The sequence below is a fragment of the Providencia zhijiangensis genome (assembly GCF_030315915.2).
GTDB classification, from domain to species: Bacteria; Pseudomonadota; Gammaproteobacteria; order Enterobacterales; family Enterobacteriaceae; genus Providencia; species Providencia zhijiangensis.
The window spans coordinates 1,015,355-1,033,607 of sequence record NZ_CP135990.1; the positions used below are offsets into that span (position 1 = coordinate 1,015,355).

The 18,253-nt window shown below is 43.6% G+C and carries 13 protein-coding genes; 4 read left to right on the forward strand and 9 right to left on the reverse strand.

Translation table 11 applies throughout. From position 1 onward, the window contains the following. The first annotated feature begins 133 nt into the window (after positions 1 to 133). Together QS795_RS04565 and glnS are read left to right on the forward strand one after the other, a co-directional pair. Positions 134 to 949: a sulfite exporter TauE/SafE family protein gene (locus QS795_RS04565; protein WP_286270124.1), complete on the forward strand. Its 816-nt coding sequence runs from the start codon at positions 134 to 136 to the stop codon at positions 947 to 949. Between the two features lie 147 nt (positions 950 to 1,096). Then, entirely contained in the window at positions 1,097 to 2,764 is a 1,668-nt protein-coding gene (gene glnS / locus QS795_RS04570; protein ID WP_108479374.1) for a glutamine--tRNA ligase, read from the forward strand. Between the two features lie 225 nt (positions 2,765 to 2,989). Here the strand turns inward: glnS and QS795_RS04575 are convergent, their stop codons facing one another. The 9 genes from QS795_RS04575 to kdpF form a co-directional block, all read right to left on the reverse strand. Next, on the reverse strand, positions 2,990 to 4,552 hold the full coding sequence (locus QS795_RS04575) for an esterase family protein (RefSeq protein WP_318626959.1): 1,563 nt from the start codon (positions 4,550 to 4,552) through the stop codon (positions 2,990 to 2,992). Positions 4,553 to 4,642: 90 nt separating this feature from the next. Continuing rightward, the gene (locus QS795_RS04580; RefSeq protein ID WP_286270128.1) at positions 4,643 to 6,763 is read right to left on the reverse strand and encodes a TonB-dependent siderophore receptor; all 2,121 of its coding nucleotides are present in this window, start codon (positions 6,761 to 6,763) and stop codon (positions 4,643 to 4,645) included. Between the two features lie 507 nt (positions 6,764 to 7,270). Then, the gene (locus QS795_RS04585; protein WP_286270129.1) at positions 7,271 to 7,666 is read right to left on the reverse strand and encodes a DUF5329 family protein; all 396 of its coding nucleotides are present in this window, start codon (positions 7,664 to 7,666) and stop codon (positions 7,271 to 7,273) included. A 115-nt stretch (positions 7,667 to 7,781) separates the two neighbouring features. Further along, positions 7,782 to 8,465 (reverse strand): two-component system response regulator KdpE, encoded by a 684-nt coding sequence (gene kdpE, locus QS795_RS04590; RefSeq protein ID WP_286270130.1) that lies wholly within the window; start codon positions 8,463 to 8,465, stop codon positions 7,782 to 7,784. Positions 8,466 to 8,481: 16 nt separating this feature from the next. Next, on the reverse strand, positions 8,482 to 11,181 hold the full coding sequence (kdpD, locus tag QS795_RS04595; RefSeq protein WP_154604634.1) for a two-component system sensor histidine kinase KdpD: 2,700 nt from the start codon (positions 11,179 to 11,181) through the stop codon (positions 8,482 to 8,484). Positions 11,182 to 11,189: 8 nt separating this feature from the next. Further along, on the reverse strand, positions 11,190 to 11,783 hold the full coding sequence (gene kdpC, locus QS795_RS04600; protein WP_181478124.1) for a potassium-transporting ATPase subunit KdpC: 594 nt from the start codon (positions 11,781 to 11,783) through the stop codon (positions 11,190 to 11,192). Positions 11,784 to 11,793: 10 nt separating this feature from the next. Then, positions 11,794 to 13,857, reverse strand: coding sequence for a potassium-transporting ATPase subunit KdpB (gene kdpB / locus QS795_RS04605; RefSeq protein WP_286270135.1), 2,064 nt, complete (start codon positions 13,855 to 13,857; stop codon positions 11,794 to 11,796). 13 nt (positions 13,858 to 13,870) lie between these two features. Next, a complete protein-coding gene (gene kdpA / locus QS795_RS04610; RefSeq protein ID WP_286270137.1) occupies positions 13,871 to 15,574 on the reverse strand; it encodes a potassium-transporting ATPase subunit KdpA in 1,704 nt (567 codons plus the stop codon). A gap of 1 nt (position 15,575) precedes the next feature. After that, positions 15,576 to 15,665, reverse strand: coding sequence for a K(+)-transporting ATPase subunit F (kdpF, locus tag QS795_RS04615; protein WP_071524944.1), 90 nt, complete (start codon positions 15,663 to 15,665; stop codon positions 15,576 to 15,578). 451 nt (positions 15,666 to 16,116) lie between these two features. Here kdpF and QS795_RS04620 point away from each other — a divergent pair, with 451 nt between their 5' ends. Next, positions 16,117 to 16,323 carry a YbfA family protein gene (locus tag QS795_RS04620; RefSeq protein WP_006660462.1) on the forward strand — a complete coding sequence of 69 codons (207 nt, stop codon included), beginning with the start codon at positions 16,117 to 16,119 and terminating at the stop codon, positions 16,321 to 16,323. Between the two features lie 280 nt (positions 16,324 to 16,603). Continuing rightward, positions 16,604 to 18,100, forward strand: coding sequence for a C69 family dipeptidase (locus tag QS795_RS04625; protein ID WP_286270142.1), 1,497 nt, complete (start codon positions 16,604 to 16,606; stop codon positions 18,098 to 18,100). Positions 18,101 to 18,253 lie beyond the last annotated feature (153 nt).

The following is an 18,253-nucleotide window of genomic DNA, read 5'->3' on the forward strand; positions in this document are numbered from 1 at the left end:
TTAAGTTTGTAAATCAAAGGTTATGTTTGTTAATTAATTTGGCGAAATCTCAAAGTGAGTTGTCAAATCTGCATAAGCACAGGACGGTTCTCAAGGATAAGATAAAAACTCAATCATCTTTGAGGATCATCCTGTGGATTTACTACTTTGTTTATTTGGTTTTATTTCGGGGATCACAACAGCGCTGTTCGGTTTCGGGGGCGGTTTTATTACGGTACCCCTGTTATACGCCTTAATTACCCTTGTTTGGGGACCCCTCCATGATGCCAGCGACGTTGCGATGCAAATCGCCGTCGCCACGTCCACATTTGTGATGATTTTCTCATCAAGTTTATCGAGCCGGGCACACTACCTGAAAGGGAATTTTAACTGGCAAATTATTAAGCCTTTTATGCTGCCTATTTCGATTGGCGGGATTTTAGGCGCTCTCATCGCGTTATCGGTAGACAGTGACTGGATCCGCTGGATATTTATCGGTTATCTCATTATCACTATTCTCGACTGCTTTATTCGCCCAGGATTTATGCAACCCCAGTTAGAAGGTAATACGTTAAGAAGAGGCAAATGCATTGAGGATACCGTCATCGGCACAGTAATTGGTACTGTCGCGGCATTTTTAGGTGTGGGGGGGAGTGTGATGACGGTGCCTCTAATGCGTCGTCGTGGAGCGAGCATGTTGCAAGCGGCGGCATTTGCTAACCCGCTGACGTTACCTATGGCAATCACGGGCTCCTTGATTTACTTCTATTTTGCGATGGAAAAGCACCTTGAATTAGGCTCCGGCTTCTTAGGGATGATTTATATTAAAGGCGCCTTAATTTTGATTGCGACCTCGTGGCTAGGCATTCGTTTTGCTTCGTTTTTGATGCCTTACTTGAGTGATAAACGCCATGCCCAAAGCTATCCCATTTTATTGATGGTGGTTCTTGGGGTCATGCTATTCGTATAAATAGCCTATTTTTTGATAAAAATTCCCCTTTGCCATTGCTTTTGCCGACTAACCTTAATCAAACGGTTGTTTCTGGACGTATTATGGTAGAATATATTCGGTTACTATACGAATTTAGCGCGCTTTTGGCACTGAGGAACGATGACAATGAATGAGGCAGATGCTCGCCCAACTAACTTTATCCGTCAGATCATAGATGAAGATCTGGCGACTGGGAAACACACATCAGTACATACCCGTTTTCCACCTGAACCGAATGGCTACTTACACATTGGCCATGCGAAATCAATTTGCTTGAACTTTGGTATCGCGAAGGATTATCAAGGCCAGTGTAACTTACGCTTTGATGATACTAACCCGGTCAAAGAAGATGTTGAGTATGTGAACTCCATTCAAAATGACGTCCAATGGTTAGGTTTCCAGTGGAGCGGCAACATTCGCTACTCATCGGATTATTTTGATATTTTATATCAATACGCGATTGAGCTTATCAAGAAAGGCCTTGCCTACGTTGATGAATTAAGCGCGGATGAAATTCGTGAATACCGTGGCACATTAAAAGAGCCAGGTAAAAACAGCCCTTACCGTGAGCGCCTGATTGAAGACAACTTAGCGTTATTTGAAAAAATGCGCGAGGGTGGCTTCGAAGAAGGTAAAGCGTGTCTGCGTGCGAAAATCGACATGGCATCACCATTTATGGTTATGCGTGATCCCGTGTTATACCGCATTAAATTTGCAGAACATCACCAATCCGGTAATAAATGGTGCATCTACCCGATGTACGACTTCACTCACTGTATTTCTGATGCGCTGGAAGGCATTACACACTCACTGTGTACATTAGAATTCCAAGACAACCGCCGTCTGTATGATTGGGTGCTGGACAATATCACGATTGATTGCCACCCGCGTCAGTACGAGTTCTCTCGTCTGAATCTCGAATACACGGTGATGTCAAAACGTAAACTGAACCAATTAGTGACTGAAAAACACGTTGCTGGTTGGGATGACCCACGCATGCTGACCATCTCTGGTTTACGTCGTCGTGGTTATACTGCTGCATCAATTCGTGAATTCTGCCGTCGTATCGGTGTCACAAAACAAGATAACAACGTCGAAATGGCGGCATTAGAATCTTGCATCCGTGATGACTTGAATGACTCAGCACCACGTGCAATGGCGGTTATCGATCCAGTTCGCTTAGTGATTGAAAACATGCCAGCAGGCGAAGAAATTCTGAAGGCACCAAATCACCCGAACAACCCAGAAATGGGAACGCGTGAAGTGCCATTTAGCAATGAGCTGTATATTGACCGTGCAGACTTCCGCGAAGAAGCTAACCGCCAATATAAGCGTTTGGTATTAGGTAAAGAAGTGCGTCTGCGTAATGCTTACATCATCAAAGCAGAGCGCGTAGAAAAAGATGCAGAAGGCAATATTACCACTATCTTCTGTACTTACGATGCAGGCACATTGAACAAAGATCCTGCTGACGGTCGTAAAGTTAAAGGCGTTATTCACTGGGTAAGCGCAGCACATGCACTGCCAGCGGAAATTCGTCTGTATGACCGCCTGTTTACTGTACCAAACCCAGCAGCTGAAGATGATTTCTTATCAGTGTTGAACCCAGAATCTCTGGTCATTCGCCAAGGTTTCGTTGAACCAAGCCTGCGCGATGCGCCAGCAGAAAAAGCATACCAGTTTGAGCGTGAAGGTTACTTCTGCGCAGATAACAAACTGAGCAGTGCGGATAAGCTGGTGTTTAACCGTACGGTTGGGTTGCGTGATACGTGGGCTAAGATTGAGTCTAACTAAATCCTCGTCATACTTCGCGCTGTAGCGGCGTTGGCTGCATTCGCTAACCCTAGTCACATACTTTTGTATGCTCCTAGGGATTAGCTCACTTGCCGCCTTGCTACAACGCGAATTATTTAGAGGATTGCTGAGAACAGCCTAAGAAAAAAACAGTTTATTAACCCCCAATAGTTGGACTGCCAATTACTGGGGTTTTTTTGATGTGACTGATCACCCACAGAAGATTCAACGTTGGTTTGTGAAGTCTTTCAATCCGTAGACCAATGCTTCTACCCAAGCTGCATAATCATGACCACTTGACCATGAATGGAAGCTGGTTTTGTAGTTTTTATCTCGTAGAACATGTTCAAGCTCTTGGCTATTAAGCCAAATGCCGCCATCAGCACCTTGGTTTTCAAATAATCCTGCTTGTATCCAGAAACTGATCGGATAATGCGGTGATTGCTGATATTGACGAGTTAACCATCCTGGCTTTTCACCTTCAGGCGCCCACCAGTACGAGCCAGATAGGCTCAGCACATGACTAAATTGATTTGGATATCGCAATGCTACCCAGGATGATGCCAATCCGCCATAACTTGCGCCAGCCACAATCGTCTTTCTATTATTTATTTCAATACCATTTTTGCTCACCCAAGGTAGCAGTTCCAGTGCCATAAAATCAGCAAAGGCTTGATTTGGAGGGAGTTCCTTGGAGCGACGTTTACTATCCAGACTATCTATAAAGACAATATTAATCGGGGGTAATTGATGATTAGCAATCAAATCATCAATTACATTGGCGGTGTGATATTTATCCTGCCAAATTTGACCATCAAACAAAAACAATGTCCAACTAACCGGCGTTGTCGCTTTTGGGCGATAAAGAATGATTTCCCGACTATTTCCAAGGAAATTACTTTTTAATGTATGCCGAGTCAAAGAACCATGACGTATAGGCTGCGTCATTGTATCGCGGGTAAAATACCGTGAGGGTTTTAAATCAAGTAAAGATGATGTGTTCCACTTATCATCATTTTCTATACTCATCGTCGTGGGATTTAAAGGATCTGCTTGTGCAGTGACCAAAATAGCACGGCGTTGTTCACGCGCATTGCCATCTATTTTAGGAACGTCAGGCGCCAATTGATATTGCATACGCGTATCTGCAGGGACCACGTAGCTGCGAAACCATACATCGGAGTCACCAAGTTTAAACATGGGATCGTGATCGCCTGCCGGAGACCCTAAAATAAACACGTTACCGCGCGCTGCGCGCCACAAAAAAGTGACTCGTTTATGAGATGTATCTATGGGTTCAACTAAAGGCGTACCGATGAGCTGTTGTTTTTCCCAAAATGTATCTGTCGTTCCTCCAGCAGCCAGCTCCTTTGCGAGTTGTTGTAAAGTAGGACTGACTGGATCAAGTTTTCGCACGCGATTGAGTGGCTGAGTTTCTGTCATTTTACAGTCGAACTGCCATTTACTGCCGTTATTTCCATATAATACTAATGATGAAACTTGCCCCGTCGGGGATGAAAAAAGTAGCGACTTTTCTCCATCAGCAGGTCCTGCTTCCAATAAAGTGCGTAAATGATGGTTTTGCTGATCGAACAATTGTGCCCCTGTCGCCCCTTTTAGTGTGGCAACCACATAATTTTCATTAAGTGCAGGCAGAACAAAGCAAATCCTACCATCAGAATCGAATACACCTTCCTGAATCCCTTGGAGAGGTAGTTCGTTGCAAGGCGCAGCTATTGCGGGTACTGCACTCAAAGCGACCATTACGTAAAGTAAAACAGACTTCATGAGCCCTCACTTTCAAGTTAATCGTTATTATTAATGAGATAACAAAGGCTACATCTCAATTTGTCGTAGCCTTTGTTCTTACTGTTTGTTTTACCAAGCGTAATCAAATGTGACAGTACCAGTTCGGCCTATACCATAAAAGCAGGCATCACTCATACCACAGGATGAAACATAATGTTTATCCATTAAGTTATTCACGTTTAACTGTATCGTTGCGCCTTTCAACGATGGGGAAATATTGGCAAGTTCATAGCCAACCATCGCATCGTAAAGTGTTACCCCAGGCACAGAAAAGCTATTATCTGCCCCTGCTTTGCTGGATCCGATATAGCGCACTCCCGCTCCGGCTTTCAGTCCATTCAGCATTCCTGAATTTTCTTCATATTGTCCCCAAACAGAGGCCATATTTTTAGGGATTCGAGGAAATTCTTTTCCTTTTTCAGCACTGTTTGCCGTTTCAAGCACTTTGGTTTTGGTATACGAATATGCCCCTGTAACGGCAAATTTGTCGGTGAGTTTACTGTTTATCTGGGCTTCCACACCTTTACTTTCACCCTTGCCGATTAGGGTCATATAGCCTAATTCAGAGTCGTATTTAGGAATGTTTTTTTGCTCGATATGATAGAGAGATAAGGTCGCCAGCGTTTTTTGGTCAGAGGTGAGGTACTTAATACCGATTTCTGTTTGTTTTGCTGTTTTAGGATCAAACGGCTTACTTTCTGGCTTTCTGTTGGTTGCAAGATTTGGCTCAAAAGAGGTGCTGTAGCTAATATAAGGGGAAATACCATTATCAAATGAGTATAACACCCCAACTAAGCCTGTTAGTTTGCCATCATTTTGTTTCGAGTTGTCACTGTTCGTTCTGTCTATCGTTTTTACTTCAATCCAGTCATATCGGGTGCTAGCTAATAAGTTCCAGCTATTCCATTCAATTTGGTCTTGAATATAAATACCGATTTGATCGCTTTTTTGTAACTGGTCGGTGAATAGCGTCTGCTTGGATTCATCAATTTTCTGGTATTGGGGGTTACGCCAATCAATATCATAATTGCCGCTTCTGTCGCGCCAAAACTGTTTATCCTCTTTAGTCCATTTGTAATCGACGCCGACTAATAGTGTTTGATAAAGCCCCCCATTATCAATGTCAAAATTTAAATGGGTATCAACGCCAAATGTATTGAGTTTCGTTTTTTCGTGCTGAGCCATTCGTTTTAGTACATAAGGATAGTTTTTGGCTTCACTTGCTAACGTGTTAAATACTAAGTAATTATATTTTTCATCAATCTCTGCGTAGCGTGCCTTTTGGACCAGTGAAATTTTATCACTAAAATTGTGTTCAAATTCATACCCGATACTATGTTGTTTTTGTTTGGAAATATTATAGTCAGGATTGCTTATGTTGAAGTCTTGCGGAATTTTTCCTTCCGGGGTTGATTCAAGCGTGCCAACTTTAGGAAGAAAGTTTCGATAACCATTTTTCGGTGAGTTTTGTAAGTAAGCCAGAAGAGTGAAAGTTGTGTCTTCATTTAGGAATGATATGGAGGGAGCGATGGCATATTTTTCTTCTTCATAGTCTCGAACCTGAGTATCTTTCTTTTTTGCCAGGCCATTTAGACGGTAGAGGATATTTCCATCATCCGTTAGCTTGCCACCCAGATCAAAAAATCCTTCTGTTTTATTTCGATTACCGACCCGTAACTGAATTTTATTGATGCTCTGTGCGGTTGGTTTTTTGCTTGTCATAGCAATAACCCCACCAGGGCTTATTTGCCCATACTGCACAGATGCCGGTCCTTTAATCATCTCAATTCTGTCTAGAAACCAAGGCTCAGTTGTGCCCATTGACGAGGACGCATTTCCGCCAAAAGGAATGCCATCTAGAATTTTGTTCGCATAATCAAAACCGCGACTGAATACCTCATCATTGCGATTCGAATCACCACGGTATTCGGTAACTACACCTGGTGTATACCTCAGTGCATCCACAACGGTTTCTGCCGCTCTGTTTTCTATTTGGGTTTTGGTTACCACATTTACCGTCTGTGGTATTTTCATTATCTCTGTATCATTCTTTGTTGCAGAAGATGTCGTTGTTGCGGTGTATGAATCACTTGAGCTTGGTGTAGTCACAACCAGAACATCAGTTGCTGAAGCCGCGAATGGCGAAACTATTAACAGTGATAGCGCTGATAGCTTATTTTTATTTAACATAGCAATACCTGTTCATCCCTATTTTTAACGTACGGTTCTAATATTTATTAGTAAAATCATATTGATGCATAGATTTATGCATTTGTGCTTTATTGAATATCATGTGTGTGATTTTATATGATAATAATAATCATTTAAATAATTAATGATAATAATAATCATTTAGATAATTAATGATAATAATAATCATTAAGAATACCATATGATAATTAATCAGTTTTTTATGTTTTAGAAAGTCAGGATTTCAACCAGATTGCTCTTTGCTCAATGAGGCAACTATCAACGCATTTCATCAGCGCATCTAATACTTCGGTCTGAATAGGGTTATAAGATTCGGCTTGTGATTTTGATTGGCGGATATATTGGGTCAGGGAAATGGGGCTTCTCGATCGTGAAAAAGGTATTTTCATTTTTCGAGGAGTAAGGAGTGTAACGAAAAGAGCTAGACATAATGAAATGCCCACTAGCTATTGGGGCGCTTCATTAATCGGGAGGGGATAAAATGGGTTATTTGGCTGGTTTATCAACGTTATTTTTCAGTAAATCATGCAGATACTGATTGGCGCTGGTGACTTTACCTTGGGCATCGGTGACTTGATACTCTTCTCCGGTGATAGAGGATTTGGATGCCACATTGTCAATAAACTGCTCTGTTGTCTGTAAGCGCTTTTCGGTTTTACCTAGCTTTAAACGCAAATGGGATTCAGCTTCTGGTGCGGAATGACCGGAACCATTACGCGTGAACGTTAAATTCTGCTGTTTGCCCAATTCCGTTAACAACGCTTCAGTCCGCGTTTTCTCTTCTGGGCTTAGCGCAAGGGCTTTGGTGGTGACGAAAATAGTTAAAAAAATCACTAAGATTGAAGCAAAACGGCGAGAAGCTTGAGTCAGTAACGATTGCACAGGAAACGCTCCGATAAGTTAAGATTGGAGAGATTATAGGCAGCCGAGATGAATAAACTATCAGTAATAGTCTGAGAATCATGTTTTAAGACAAACTTAGGTTTTAAGGCATAAATTAAGGCATAAAACGGTAGCCAATACCGGTTTCAGTTAAAAGATGTTCGGGGCGAGCAGGGTCATTTTCCAACTTCTGGCGTAAATGCCCCATATAAATGCGTAGATAATGATTATGTTCGACGTAACTTGGCCCCCAGACTTGCAGCAACAAATGGCGCTGAGTGAGCACTTTTCCGCTATTGGCGACGAGTTCGCTAAGTAACCGAAACTCAATGGGGGTGAGATGCAGCTCTTCGCTGCCTTTAGTCACGATACGGTTGATGAAATCCACCGTGACATCGCCAAATTGAAAAATCGGGCTTTCTTGACCGGCTTTACCAAAGCGACGCAAAGCGACTCGGACACGGGCGAGTAATTCACTGATACCAAAAGGTTTCGTTAAATAATCATCGGCACCCGCATCAAGAGCGGCCACTTTTTGGGACTCTTCTTCACGAGCAGAAAGTACGATCAACGGAATACTGCTCCATTGGCGTAAATCACGGATCAAATCCAATCCATCACCGTCGGGTAATCCAAGATCTAAAATCACCAAATCAGGCTGACGAGTACCAGCTTCTATGAGTCCTCGTTGGTAATTTTCAGCTTCAAAAATTTTCCAGCCTTCACCCTCCAACGCTAATCGAACAAAGCGGCGGATCTCTTTTTCATCTTCAATGATCAGGATTTGATGGGAACTCACAGTCTGCTAAGTGCTCCTAAATTTCGTTTTCGCTTTCGTTTTCAATCTCGGGTAACGGCTTTAATGGCAAAATAAAATGGAAGCTGGCGCCACCTTTTTCATTATTTTCAGCCCAAATTTCCCCTTCATGGAGATGGATAATAGCACGACAGATAGCTAAACCTAAGCCAACTCCCGGAATTGCTGATTCTTTTTGTGCGCGGGAAAATTTATCGAAAATGGTTTTTTCTTGCCCGTCGGGAATGGCATTGCTGGCATCCCACACTTCGATATGGGCTTTTTGTGATTCGATAGACGCACGAATACCAATTGGGGTGTCGCTATCACTGTATTTTATGGCATTTTCGAGCAAGTTAATGATGACGCGCTCAATCAAATTGCCGTCACAATACAAGAGTAAATCGGCTGGAATATCAATATCAAGTGGGTGACTATCTAAAGTGTAGTCCAAGATGCGAACTGCGCTGCTCGTAATTTCTTGCAGAGATTCCCATTCCAAATTTGGGTGGATCCCCCCAGATTGTAAGCGAGCCATATCCAATAAATTATTCACTAATCGCGAAGTGCTTAACACCTGTTGGCGCATCTGGCTGACTTGTGCGGTGAGCGGTGAATTTTCGGCTGATAACTCCAACATCAAAATTTCACTTTGACCAAATAAAACAGTCAGTGGCGTTTTGAGATCATGGGATAAGGCTGCCAGCAGTGAATTTCGTAATTGCTCCCGTTCAACATCCAGTTTGGCTCTCTCTGCTTGTTTGGTCAGTTGCAGGCGGGAAAGGCTGCTGGCGATTAATCCGGTAAAGGTTTGCAACATACGCTGCTGTTCGGGGATCAATAATTGGCGAATATTACGCGGCTCAATGGCGAGCACGGCAAGGGTTTCATCCGCCGTTGTGATGGGCTGTAATTGGTACGGCACGCTGGGAAGTGTGTCCGTCCCTGCACCTGCAGGCTGGCGCTTATCGAAGCTCCATTTTGCGATCGCTTTGTCGATTTGCAACTGGCTATAACCTTCGCATTGTAATGGCGTCAGTTGGTTGTTTTCATCGGGGAGTAGCAAACAGGTTTTTGCCTGAAAGGCGTTGTTTAAAAAGTGGTAGCCAGTTTTACCGATATCTTCCGTGCTGAGGGCTTGACCTAGCTCTTTGGTCATTTCATATAAATGGCGCGTGCGTTGTTCTCGATAACGGGCAATTCTTGCCTGATAGCGCATACCTGCGGTTAAGTTCCCGACAACCACCCCCACAATCAGCATTACGGTAAAAGTCACCAGATACTGCATATCCATGATAGCCAAAGAGAAATGAGGCTGAACAAAGAATAAGTCAAAACTAATCACGTTGACTAATGCGGCGAAAACGGAAGGGCGGCGACCGTAAAATAACGCGACTAATACCACTCCCAATAAATAGAGGGTGACTAAGTTGGCTTTATCCAGCGCCAATAAGAAGGTTCGAGAAAATAGGGTGATAGCCGCACACATGGCGATCGCCATTAAATAGCCATTGACATCAGAGCGCCATTTTTCGGTAAACGGCTTTCTTTCTGGCTCTTTATCCCAATCGCTTTTTTCTTCAAGGGCGACAATGATCAAATCTAAATCAGGCCCGAGTTTACCTAGCCTATCCGCAAAACCTTGGTGTAAATTGAATTTATACCATTTGCGATGTTTATCCCGTCGGCCGATCAAAATTTTACCGAGGTTATGCTCCCGTGCGTAACGCAAAATGGCTTTTTCTTCATTAGGATCAGAAAGGGTGGTGGTTTCTGCGCCTAAATCTTGCGCTAGCCTCAAGGCTTTTAAAATAGCTCGGCGCTGATTTTCAGGAAGTTGGTGTAAGGTTGGGGTTTCTACATACACCGCATGCCAAACACTGCCGAACTTAGCGGCAAGGCGAGCGGCGGCGCGAACCAGTTTTTCATTGCCTGTATTATGCCCGATGCATAAAAGTAATCCGTCGCGGGTATGCCAAACGGGGGCTTCGCCTTTACCATCACGAAACTCACGCATTTGGTCATCAACGCGATCAGCTGTGCGGCGTAGGGCTAATTCCCGTAAAGCAATTAAGTTTCCTTTACGGAAAAAATGCTCGATAGCACGTTCAGCCTGTCCCGGAATATACACTTTGCCTTCTTTTAAACGTTGGCGCAGATCATCTGGGGGTAAATCCACTAAAACCACTTCATTGGCGGCATCAAAAATATGGTCAGGCACCGTTTCGCGCACGCGGATACCGGTGATGCTGCCGACAATGTCATTTAAGCTTTCAATATGTTGAACGTTAACGGTGGTGAGAACGTCAATGCCCGCATCCAGTAATTCTTCGACATCTTGCCAGCGCTTAGGGTGGCGGCTGCCGTTTGGATTACTGAAGGCAAGTTCATCCATCAAGATAATGGCAGGATGCCTTGCCAATGCTGCATCAATATCGAAGGCGTGCAGGCGACGCCCTCGATGGCTGATTTTTAACGGAGGAAGTTGCGGGAGCCCATCCAGCAGTGCGGCGGTTTCTTCTCGTTCATGAGTTTCGACCACGCCAATCAACACGTCTAACCCTTGTGCTCGAAGGCGTTGCGCTTCTTGCAACATGGCATAAGTTTTCCCGACACCGGCGCAAGCACCGAAGAAAATCTTAAGTTTGCCACGTCCACTTTCGTTTGCCTTTACCAACAGGTCATCTGGGTTTGGGCGGATAGGCTCCTGATTATTCATAACTGACCTCAGTGATTTTGACTGTTAGCTTCCCGTTGATAGGTATCAAGGGCAAGGTTTAACTCTAATACGTTGACGACCGGCTCTCCTAAAAATCGAAACAGAGGAGATTGCGTATTATCAGTGATCAACGATTTTACCTTGTCTATCGATAACTGTCTGTTTTTGGCAATACGTGGCGCTTGATATAACGCAGCGGCAACGGAAATATGTGGATCTAGCCCGCTGGAAGAGGCAGTCAGTAAATCTACAGGCAGAATATCACCACCATCGGGTTCATGCTGTTTCAATGCGACTGAGCGCTCAGTCAATTCCTTGGTTAACAGTGGGTTGCTGATGGCTAAGTTGCTGCCACCAGAGGCCAGTGCGTTATAAGGCATTTCAGCTGTCACAGACGGGCGACCATAAAAGTAATTGTCATTTTGGTAAGACTGCCCAATCAGTGATGAACCGATAACGCGATTATCTTGCAAGATCAGTGAGCCCATCGATTGAGTTGGAAAAATAACATTAGCGAGCCCAGTCACAAGCAGCGGATAAGCAATCCCAGTCACCAGCGTTAACAGAACTAAAATCATTAATGAAGAACGAAACATGCTCATAATAGGCTCCTTAAATACCAAACAAGCTGATGAACATATCGATAAGTTTGATCCCCACAAATGGGACAATCAAGCCACCTAACCCATACAGGCTCAAGTTACGCTGTAAAAGTGATTGAGAACTCATTGGGCGATAATTCACCCCTTTTAATGCCAGTGGAATTAAGAACACGATAATCAAGGCATTAAAAATAACCGCCGACAGCAATGCCGAAGCTGGTGAGTGCAACTGCATAATATTCAAGGCATTGAGTTGTGGCCATGTGACCGCAAAACAGGCTGGAATAATCGCGAAGTATTTGGCGATATCGTTGGCAATACTGAATGTGGTCAATGAACCGCGAGTCATCAGCATCTGTTTACCGATATGCACGACTTCAATCAGCTTGGTTGGGTTGGAATCTAAATCCACCATGTTACCGGCTTCTTTCGCCGCTTGCGTACCCGAGTTCATGGCAACCGCCACATCCGCTTGTGCTAATGCAGGGGCATCGTTGGTACCGTCTCCGGTCATGGCCACTAAGCGCCCTTCCGATTGATATTGTCGGATCAGCGCCAGTTTTGCTTCTGGGGTGGCTTCAGCGAGGAAATCATCCACGCCTGCTTCTGCGGCGATTGCTGCCGCGGTCAGGTGATTATCCCCCGTGATCATCACGGTTTTGATCCCCATCGCACGCATTTGTGCAAAACGCTCTTTCATGCCGCCTTTGACGATGTCTTTGAGCGCCACGACGCCGAGCACCGTTTGGCTATCAACCACCACTAACGGTGTTCCCCCTGTCTGCGCCACTTGTTCAACAAGTTTATCGGCTTCGACAGGAAATTTGCCGTGGTTAGCTTCAACATAACGGCGAATAGCGTCGGCAGAACCTTTACGGATCATGCGTTCGCCGACGTTGACACCGCTCATGCGAGTCATGGCGGAGAAGGGCACAAAGGTGGCGTTCATGGCGTGGATATCGCGTTCGCGTAAATTGAATTTCTGTTTTGCCAGCACCACAATACTGCGCCCTTCAGGGGTTTCATCCGCTAGAGAGGAGAGTTGAGCGGCGTCCGCTAATTGTTGCTCGGAGACACCACTTAACGGTAAAAACTCAGAGGCTTGACGGTTTCCGAGGGTAATGGTACCCGTTTTGTCCAGTAACAGGACATCAACGTCTCCCGCTGCTTCCACGGCGCGCCCGCTGGTGGCAATCACGTTGGCACCCAGCATACGGCTCATTCCGGCAACCCCAATGGAAGATAGTAGCCCGCCAATGGTGGTTGGGATCAGACAGATAAGTAACGCAATCAACACAATGATAGAGACTGCACCACCGGCACCCGCGTATTCAGTAGCAAACAAGGTGAATGGATATAACGTTGCACAGACTAAAACAAAGATAATGGTCAGTGCGGTTAATAAGATAGTGAGCGCGATTTCATTGGGGGTTTTACGGCGTTGTGCGCCTTCTACCATGGAGATCATGCGATCTAAGAATGTTTCGCCTGGGTTAACCGTACATTCGACGATCAGCCAGTCAGAGAGTACGCGAGTTCCCCCCGTGACCGATGAAAAGTCTCCACCGGATTCACGGATCACGGGGGCGGATTCACCGGTGATCGCACTTTCATCTACGGAGGCGCCACCTTCAATCACTTCACCATCACAAGGGATGGTTTCCCCTGCGCGGATCAGGACGATATCGCCTTTACGCAGTTGGTCTGAACTGACCATTTCTTGCGGTGCATCGAGAGAGGCAGTCGCCAGCTTGGTTGCTCGGCTTTGCTGTTTTACGCCTTTTAAACTCTGAGCTTGCGCTTTACTACGACCTTCCGCTAAAGCTTCTGCAAAGTTGGCAAATAGCACAGTAAACCATAGCCATAAAGTGACCATGCCACTAAACCAAGCGTTGCCTTCACTATAGCCAGCGACCATCGCTATCCATAATAAAGTGGTAATAATACTGCCGATGTAAACCACGAACATAACTGGGTTACGCCATTGTGCTTGTGGTGTCAGTTTTTTAATGGCATCAATTGTCGATTGGCGAACCAGTTTGCTACCAAATAATTGTGTTTTTTGATTTTTCATTTTTTCACCCTCATTATGCCGCTAACCAAATTTGCAGATGTTCTGCGATTGGCCCTAACGCAAGCGCAGGGACAAAAGTCAGTGCACCAATGAGAAGAACAGTCATGATTAATAAACCGATAAACAGTGGACCGTGTGTCGGCAATGTTGCAAGGCTGGCGGCTTGTGGTTTTTTTACTGCCATAGAGCCTGCAATCGCTAATACTGGGAAAATCACACCGAAACGCCCAAGGAACATAGCTAATGCCAGCATCACGTTGTAATACGGCGTGTTCGCGCTTAATCCTGCAAAGGCGCTGCCGTTGTTATTAGCGGCGGATGAGAAGGCATATAGCACTTCGCTAAATCCGTGAGCGCCCGGGTTAAGAATGCCGGCGCGTCCTGCTTCGGTCATTAGTGAAATAGTGGTACCGAGTAGCACTAAAGTTGGAGTGACAAGGATGGCCAGTGCCACCATTTTCATTTCACGTACTTCGATTTTTTTACCGAGGTATTCAGGAGTACGACCAATCATCAATCCCGCTAAGAACACAGCAAGTAAAACAAACAGCAACATACCGTATAAACCTGAACCGACGCCCCCAAAGACCACTTCACCTATTTGCATTAGCCACATAGGGACCATGCCACCTAATGCAGTGTAAGAATCGTGCATTGAGTTGACTGCACCACAAGATGCCGCGGTGGTGACAACGGCATACAGCGCAGATCCTAATGTACCAAAGCGGTTCTCTTTTCCTTCAAGGTTAGCGGTGCTGCTTGCGTGCAACTCGCCTAAGAATGGGTTGCCGACATATTCTTCATGGATCACAACGGCGGCGGCAATCACGAAAATAATCGCCATTGCCCATAACAGGGCGTGACCTTGTTTGTTATCACAAACGGTACGACCAAAAGCAAAGCAAAGTGCCGTTGGAATAAGAAAGATAGCCAGCATTTGAACAAAGTTGCTTAATGCCGTTGGGTTTTCAAATGGGTGAGATGAGTTAGCCCCAAAGAATCCGCCACCGTTAGTTCCCAATAATTTGATGGCTTCTTGGGACGCAACAGGCCCCATTGGTAACAGTTGTGGCGCACTATCAAGGTTGTTACTCAAAACATAAGGGGAGAAGTTTTGAATAACCCCTTGGCTGACAAAGAATAAAGCGAAAATAATGGATAATGGCAGCAGGAGATACAGCGTGATACGCGCTAAATCAACCCAAGCATTACCAATCGTTTTGCTGCCGTGGCGTGAAAATGCACGAATAAGTGCAAACACGACGGCGATCCCTGTGGCTGCCGAAAGGAAGTTTTGTACGGTTAACCCGACCATTTGGCTCAGGTAACTTAGGGTATTTTCCCCGCTATAAGATTGCCAGTTGGTATTAGCCACAAAACTAATGGCTGTGTTGAAAGCTAAGTCCCAGCTCATTCCCGGATAATGTTGGGGGTTGAGCGGTAATGAGCCTTGGCACATTAAAATAACGAATAGTAAGCCAAAACCCAGTAGGTTAAATAGCAAAATGGCGATGGCATATTGCCAGTAATTCATCTCAGGGAGATCGCGCCCCACTTGTTTGATTCCGCTTAATCGCCAGAATACCGATTCACTTTTGGCAATAGCACGCGGCATATCACCATCAATCAGATAAGCAATAAAGTTGCCGAGTGGTTTTGCTAACAGCATAAGAACCAGTAAAAAACTGGCGATCAATAAAAACGCATAGGTGGCCATATCAGAAATTCTCCGCGTTGAGCAGGGCATAAATCAGATAAACCAGCAGTACAACAACAAGAACTGCCCCAGAAATGGAAAGTAGTGACATTGTTATCTCCTTATTATTTCCATTGCGCTAGGTTAGGCATTTGCTTGTAAAGAAGCTGATAAAAAAACCAGGTGGGGTGTAAAAATAGTATAAAAATGCCCAATTAAAATCGCTTCGTGATGATGAAGAGATTATCCAAGTATAGTTTGTTAATTGAATGTAATTTATTTGTTTGTTTTATACGGTATCTTGCTACATTTCGTAATAAAACAACGAAACTGAGTCAAAAAGTTAATTTATTTTATATTTAAGTGGTCAGATGAGTAGTTTAATTACACAAATTGCGTTATTATAGATTCCGTTAATGAAGATTAACTTTGGTGTTCGATTTTAGTGCCTCTTTGGTGATTTACGCTCAATGCGAATTGAGTTAAACGTGAATTAAGTGAAATAGAAGTAAAGAGCAAAACTGGAATCGGCAAAATTAAGTGGCTACTGAAGGAGGATATCGATGTCCACATATCAAGAATATTCCCGTAATCAGGTACTTTTACGCCGCACTGCTGCTGTAACAGCTGGCATTATTGCGTTTCCGGTTATGGTTTTTTACCCAAAAAGAGCAAGATTTTATAGCTACCTGCATAAAGTCTGGGCTAAAACAAGCGACAAGCCTGTGTGGTTGGCTAGCTCAGAAGTGACGATGGAAAGCCATCGTTAATCAGTGATTCAATTCACTAAAAAGATATCCCTGCAATAATTTAATTGTGGGGATTTTTTTATATAAAAATCATAATAATTAATTCCTATACTTCAATGTTATTTAAATTAAAGTCATGTTATTTAATTTGAAATTTAAATAAATTAACTTATTTGACACTGAGAAGTGAATCACGGTAATTATCTTTATCTCATTGCTAATATCCATTCCCAATAAAATTATATTTTATTTTATTAAAATTCAAAAGATATTTAATTATAAATGGCAAATGAGGAATATCATGATTCTATTTAAAAAATGTGTTATCGCATTGTCAATTAATATCGCATTAATATCATCGGGATTGGCTTGTACCACTCTGCTTGCGGGTAGTGAAGCCACGAATGATGGCTCGTTAATTATCGCGAGAAGCGCTGATAGCAGCGCATTAAAAGCTCAGCATTTTGTCATACATCCAGCAAAGAAAAATCAATCCGGAATATACAGTACAAAAGAACATAATGGTGCTAATAATTTTACCTACCCATTACCAAAAAATTCATTGCGATATACAACTGTGCCAAATTGGAAAACACAATTACATGGTGCGACAGGATTTAATGAATTAGGTGTAGGAGTCAGTGGTACTGAATCTATATTTGCTTCTCCTAAAGCATTAGCGTTCGATCCCTATGTTGAAGAAACTGGAATTACCGAAGATGATATTCCAGATGTACTTCTTTCCCGCGCAAAAACAGCCCGTGAAGCGGTGGAGATTTTAGGTAATATTATTGAAACCCAAGGTGCTGGTGAAGGTTTTGGTGTTGCTGTCGTCGATAAAAATGAACTGTGGTATTTAGAAACGGGAACGGGTCATCAATGGATGGCTCAAAAAATTGCAAAAGATAAATACTTTGCAACGGGTAATCAGGGGCGTTTACAAGCGTTTGAGGTGAATAATCCCGATATGCTAGGTTCTAAAAACCTGGTTGAATTTGCAGTAGAAAAGGGGTTATACAACCCAGCTAAAGATGGCGCATTCAATTTTTCTAAAGCCTATACGCGTGATGATGAGCGTGATCGTGATTATAACGATCCGCGGGTTTGGATCATTCAGCAGCAGTTTAATCCATCGTTAAAACAAGATATTGCAGATGGTAGAAATTTTGCTCCTTTCTTAACACCAGAGAAAAAAGTCTCTGTCGAAGAAGCGAAAGCCATGTTACGTAATCACTTTGAAGGCACGGAACATGACCCGTATACCAATGGCTTAAACGGAAAAGAGCCATGGCGACCAATCAGCGTATTTAGAACTTATGAAGCGCATGTGATGCAAGTTCGTCCAGAGCTACCTCAAGAAATTGGTGAAGTGACATATGTTGGTCTAGGAATGGCGGATTTGACCGCGTTTGTTCCTTTCTATAGTGGGTTAGAGGTTTATCCAAAACATTATGGTATTGGGACAGACAAGGCAGACAGCGATTCTATTTATTGGAAATACCGTAAATTACAAACATTAGTGATGACGGACTACCCTAAACTGGCGCCTATTGTGAAAAAAGCCTACCAAGAGTGGGAAGCAAAAACGGCGTTAGAGCAAAAAGCCATGGAAGTGAATTACTTAAAAATGGCGAAAACAGATAAAGCCGCCGCCAATAAAATGCTTAACAAGTTTAATCTGGATGTGATGGCTAGTGCTGAGAAGCTCACTGAGGATTTAACTAACCAACTTTTCACTATTCGAACTGAAGACATTCAATCTGATATTTTCTTTGCGAATAAATCGAAGAAAGACTAATAATAGTCGCAATTTTGTAAACTCAAGAAGGCTCTCAGCGGGGAGCCTTTTTGTTTAATTATCTCTCTTTCAAATTTGACTGAATTCTTAGCTTGTGTGAGTTTGCCAATAAATACAGCAGAAAAAAATATCATTTACGTTTATGCTAATTGA

What these genes read in the sequence shown, in the direction of transcription:
- glnS (WP_108479374.1), top strand. Translation starts at nt 1,097, where the DNA reads ATGAATGAGGCAGATGCTCGCCCAACTAACTTTATCCGTCAGATCATA.
- QS795_RS04575 (WP_318626959.1), bottom strand. Translation starts at nt 4,552, where the DNA reads ATGAAGTCTGTTTTACTTTACGTAATGGTCGCTTTGAGTGCAGTACCC.
- QS795_RS04580 (WP_286270128.1), bottom strand. Translation starts at nt 6,763, where the DNA reads ATGTTAAATAAAAATAAGCTATCAGCGCTATCACTGTTAATAGTTTCG.
- kdpD (WP_154604634.1), bottom strand. Translation starts at nt 11,181, where the DNA reads ATGAATAATCAGGAGCCTATCCGCCCAAACCCAGATGACCTGTTGGTA.
- kdpC (WP_181478124.1), bottom strand. Translation starts at nt 11,783, where the DNA reads ATGAGCATGTTTCGTTCTTCATTAATGATTTTAGTTCTGTTAACGCTG.
- kdpB (WP_286270135.1), bottom strand. Translation starts at nt 13,857, where the DNA reads ATGAAAAATCAAAAAACACAATTATTTGGTAGCAAACTGGTTCGCCAA.
- kdpA (WP_286270137.1), bottom strand. Translation starts at nt 15,574, where the DNA reads ATGGCCACCTATGCGTTTTTATTGATCGCCAGTTTTTTACTGGTTCTT.
- kdpF (WP_071524944.1), bottom strand. Translation starts at nt 15,665, where the DNA reads ATGTCACTACTTTCCATTTCTGGGGCAGTTCTTGTTGTTGTACTGCTG.
- QS795_RS04620 (WP_006660462.1), top strand. Translation starts at nt 16,117, where the DNA reads ATGTCCACATATCAAGAATATTCCCGTAATCAGGTACTTTTACGCCGC.
- QS795_RS04625 (WP_286270142.1), top strand. Translation starts at nt 16,604, where the DNA reads ATGATTCTATTTAAAAAATGTGTTATCGCATTGTCAATTAATATCGCA.